The organism is bacterium, from assembly GCA_022616075.1.
Lineage (GTDB): Bacteria > Acidobacteriota > HRBIN11 > JAKEFK01 > JAKEFK01 > JAKEFK01.
The window spans coordinates 1-4,426 of record JAKEFK010000253.1 but is presented as its reverse complement, the minus strand read 5'-3'; the positions used below and the strand labels follow the sequence as shown (position 1 = coordinate 4,426).

Genomic DNA, 4,426 nt, shown 5'->3' with positions numbered 1-4,426 from the left:
GGAGTCGTATTCCCCAAAGAGAATAGAAGCTTTGATCCCACGAAAATTGCAGATGCGATCAAAAAGGCTGGATTCTCCGCTCCCAGGATAGAGATCATAGTGAAAGGCGTAGTTGAAGGGAGTAAGGATGGGTTTGCATTGCGTGTCTTGGGGCAACCCCGAAACTTTATTTTGCAAGGCGGAGCAAAGTTTATGGAATTTCAGAAAGCATTCTCCGTAGGAGAGGAAGCCCATATCTCTGGCACGCTACAAGAGTCGAAAGATAACTCACCACCAAAGTTAAGCGTAGAAAACTTTGATCAAACCAGAAGCCAACAAACCTTGAAGAAATGAGACGACTCGGAATTCCAAGATGATTCATGAGTGTTAGCTCCTTTTCTCGTTTAAAGACCAATCGTATTTGATATATTTGATTCTGTACTTTTGTTTATCAAGAAAATCCCGATCCTCGCTCTCCAGATACCGGCTGATGAATTTCAATAGGGCTCGCTCTTCCCTGCTATGGCCTGAGAAGTTCCTATCGGTTCCATAGGCTTTCACAAAATCCTTCCCAAACCACTTAAAAATGGAGGAAAGGTATGTCGTTTTTTCTTTTCGGTCTACGTGGAATTTCTTCGGATTGGAGAGGAATCGATGAGCCTGATCATCAAGTTGTTCATCGAGGCGGCCGCCAGCAAATGGTTCTCTTCGCAACGGAGGACAGCCCTTTGCTGTACACACCAGGGCGACATGGATGCGAGGTTCGTTGAACTTTGATCGAAGAGTGTCGTGTTCTATCTGATTCAGAGTCATCTTTCGACCCATGATGAGGAACTGAAATTTACTCCACACGCCCGGAATCTGCAAAATACTGCTCTTCGGAAATAAGAGCACTCTGGGATAAGAAGATTTAATCGGGTAATTAAGCAAAATCACTTCTAAGGTCAACGCGTTGTAAGCATTGATCCAGAAGGCAATCTTTTCCGAATCATTCCAACGGTCGTAGACAACAGGATTTAGACTTGCCAGGCTTAAAGCAAAATTATCTAGTTTTTGTTTTTCAAGCTTCAATTTCATGTAGTCAACCATGCCATCCTCGTCAACGTTCGTCTTCAACACATACCTGTAGTCTTCATAGGAGAACGGTTTTCCATTGGAATTTCCAAAGTGAATCAGTGTCAGGTCCGGCTCTATTAAGAACCACGACGCGAGTGCAGAAAGAACAAACAATAGAAGGATGATACCAAGAACGGTCAGGATCTTCTTCACAATAATTCAACTTGCAAAAAGAATGTTACGGTAAATGTAGATATAGTAGAACCTCTTTATTACGTTCCACCAGTGATTGTTTGCAGCAGGCAAACCTGCAATTCAAATCCGTATGAAAAATCTTGCCGCCATTTTTCATTTGCGCCTCCTACGCCATTGTGTTTTCTACATAGTTAGATTCTTTTGGACTGTCAATTCTCTGAGTCGTTGTAAGCGGAGTTACTTTACGACATAGAAAAATTGGATGTGCAAGGCAGCGGAGGTTTAGTGAGTCTTATCGAAATTATAGCGCGTCCCAGGTGTGCCGTTTTTCGAGCTTCAGTACGCCGCGCAGGCGTAGAAATAATCCGTCTCCTTAGAGATCATGGTGATTCTGATGTCTGTGCGTTTTCACACTTCGCGTGCAACTGTGGCACCCGTGATGCCGTTTCCAATAATGACCAGATGCGACATGAAGCAGCTCTTGAATTAGATGCGAACATCGGAACGAAACTTTCGATTTGCGCCCATGCTTTTGGAAGTTCGCTTACAAATGAAATTCCAGAGCAAAAAATAAACAAAGAAATGCCAAATGGTGTAAGGCAGAAAGATCAAAATCTCTTAAACTTTCCGTATAATGGATCATAATTAGGAGCAGAAAACATGAAAAACCTTTTGATCTTCATCTTCGCTGTTTCAACACTTTTTGCTATCGCCGCTGTTACTGCTTCAGGTCAAGCTGCCGAGCTTGATGGTAAAAGCTACCTGGGAGAGACAGCCGAGAAAGGAAAGACCTCCGGTAATAACGATGAACTGATTTTCGCTGACGGAAAGTTCCATTCGACCGGGTGTGATCAATACGGTTTTACTCCCGCACCCTATACAACAAAGACCCAAGGTGACACGACAACCTTTGAAAGTGTGGCTAAAAGCGAGAAGGAAGGCGAAATCAGTTGGAATGGAACCGTTCAGGGTGATACCTGTGAAGCCGCTTTTGTATGGACCAAACCAGGCCAAAAACCGATTGAATACTGGTTCAAAGGAAGCTTGAAGAAGGCCCCGTAACAACATCAGGATCATTTGCAAACAATGAAGTTCCCACGGCTGAAAACAGTGCCTTCTCCACTGTTGTGCGCTCTGCTTTCAGGCGTGGTTCAAATCATCCTTCTCCCATCGTTGCAATTCTCGTGGCTCGGATTCTTTTGTTTCATTCCGTTGCTGTTGCTCGTCTCCCTTCTTCCCTCGCGTGCTCGTGGTACATTAGATTGTAAGGTCATTTCGAGAATGAAGGAAGGACTGATGGAAAAATCTGCTATAAGCATAGTACTATTTCTGGTTATTGGATTGGTTTCGGTTGCCGCAACGAACGATATTGGTGAAGTTACGTTTCCGAGTTCAGGTTCAGAGGAAGCACAGCCGGCCTTTCTCCGCGGCCTGGCTTTGCTGCACAGCTTTGAATATGAGGATGCAGCCGAACAATTTCGCATGGCACAAGCTCAGGACCCGAACTTTGCGATGGCGTTCTGGGGAGAAGCGATGACCTTCAATCATCCGATCTGGATGGAACAAGACCGTAATGCAGCTCTTGCCGTTTTGAAGCGTCTGGGACCAACGCCGGAGGCAAGACTTGTAAAAGCTGGTACGGAGCGCGAGAAGGATTATCTGCGCGCAGTGGAAATTCTATATGGAGAAGGGAATAAGCAAGACAGGGATTTCGCTTATGCAGATGAGATGGCACAGTTACATAAGAAATATCCGGACGATGCGGAGGCCTCCGCTTTTTACGCACTTTCTTTATTGGGAACGGCCCACGAAGGACGTGATTTTGCGATTTACATGCGCTCTGCTGCGGTTCTGGAAGAAGTTTTCCGGGACCATCCTCAGCATCCGGGAACCGTTCATTATCTCATTCACAGTTATGACGATCCGATTCATGCTCCACTCGGGTTACGCCCCGCGCGAGTTTATTCTAAAATCGCTCCATCCGCCGCTCACGCCCAGCATATGACTTCGCACATTTTTTTGGCTCTCGGCATGTGGGATGAAGTCGTTTACGCCAATGAGAATGCTGTCCGCGTGGTGAATGCGCGGCGAAAAGAAACGGGAAAACCTCCGAGCGCTTGCGGTCATTACAACTCCTGGCTCTTATACGGTTATCTGCAGCAAGGTCGTACAGAACGGGCGAAGGCGTTACTGGCCGGCTGTCGCGAAGCCGCTGCAGGAAGCACTCTTGAAACTCATCAACATGGAATACAAATGCTGGATCCAGACAACAGTGTGCTCGGGTCTTTCGTTCAAATGTGGGCAAGATTCATTTTGGACACCGAAGACTGGGAGGACGAAATCGCCGGCTGGAAGATTCCGTTCACGGAGGAACTGAACCCGCAAATTACGTATCACTGGATGGCTGGACTCCGTGCCATTCGCCGCGGCGAAGTTGAAAAGGCGGAGAAAGAACTTGAAACTTTGCACGATTTGCGCACGAAACTCAATCTTTATTATCTCGAAAACAAAGAAGCCGATCGTTCCTATTTGCAGAGAGCGGAGATTTTGGAAATGCAGTTAAGGGGGATGCTTCTGATAGCTGCGGAAAAAGCAACCGAAGGAATCGATCTTCTCCAGCAAACTGCGTTAACGGAAGAAAGCCTTCCGATGGCATTCGGTCCGCCTTTCATTGATAAACCTACTCGCGAGCTTTTAGGGGAAGAATTGTTGGATCTCCATCGCCCCAAAGAAGCCATCGCCGCCTTTGAAGCTGCCTTAGAGCGCGCACCGGACCGAACCGCATCACTGCGAGGACTTGCGAAGGCCGAGTTAGTTTCGGGAAATAAAGAACAGGCTGCCGAAATTCAGGCTAAGCTTCGCAAGATTTGGAAAAATGCTGACGGTATGCCACAGGATCTACCATAAGAGCGCGCACGGCAACTGCCCTGCCCGCTCTGCCCTCCACCCCTGCAGTCAATTAGGATTTATCCAGTCTGCATAGTGGCCGCGACAAAATCAAAGTGTTTTCGCCGCAAGGAAAATTCTTGCGCCAGTTTGGCTCTAAAGGAACGGATCCAGGAAAATTCAATGCTGTTACCGATATAACCTTGGAGCAAAGGACACGGAATTTCAGAAAGCGGTAGTTGCAGGAGACGAAGTCCGTATTTCGGGGATATTACAGCAGTCGCAAAATAGCTCCCCACCGAAGTTGAGT

The 4,426-nt window shown here is 46.7% G+C and carries 5 protein-coding genes; 3 read left to right on the top strand and 2 right to left on the bottom strand.

Annotation, left to right across the window (positions count from 1 at the left end; all coding sequences use genetic code 11):
• A partial coding sequence (locus L0156_20950) for a hypothetical protein (protein MCI0605460.1) occupies positions 1-333 on the top strand: 333 nt, incomplete at its 5' end.
• A 33-nt stretch (positions 334-366) separates the two neighbouring features.
• Here the strand turns inward: L0156_20950 and L0156_20945 are convergent.
• Positions 367-1,248 carry a DUF547 domain-containing protein gene (locus tag L0156_20945; GenBank protein ID MCI0605459.1) on the bottom strand — a complete coding sequence of 294 codons (882 nt, stop codon included), beginning with the start codon at positions 1,246-1,248 and terminating at the stop codon, positions 367-369.
• A 642-nt stretch (positions 1,249-1,890) separates the two neighbouring features.
• Here L0156_20945 and L0156_20940 point away from each other — a divergent pair.
• Both L0156_20940 and L0156_20935 read left to right on the top strand, forming a co-directional pair.
• The gene (locus tag L0156_20940) at positions 1,891-2,292 is read left to right on the top strand and encodes a hypothetical protein (protein ID MCI0605458.1); all 402 of its coding nucleotides are present in this window, start codon (positions 1,891-1,893) and stop codon (positions 2,290-2,292) included.
• A 24-nt stretch (positions 2,293-2,316) separates the two neighbouring features.
• On the top strand, positions 2,317-4,137 hold the full coding sequence (locus tag L0156_20935; GenBank protein MCI0605457.1) for a tetratricopeptide repeat protein: 1,821 nt from the start codon (positions 2,317-2,319) through the stop codon (positions 4,135-4,137).
• Positions 4,138-4,196: 59 nt separating this feature from the next.
• Here L0156_20935 and L0156_20930 read toward each other — a convergent pair.
• Positions 4,197-4,426: hypothetical protein (locus L0156_20930; GenBank protein ID MCI0605456.1), on the bottom strand; the 230-nt coding region annotated here is incomplete at its 5' end.

Bases quoted from the DNA above. Each gene is read 5' to 3' on its own strand.
- L0156_20940 (MCI0605458.1), top strand. From the start codon at position 1,891: ATGAAAAACCTTTTGATCTTCATCTTCGCTGTTTCAACACTTTTTGCT.
- L0156_20935 (MCI0605457.1), top strand. From the start codon at position 2,317: ATGAAGTTCCCACGGCTGAAAACAGTGCCTTCTCCACTGTTGTGCGCT.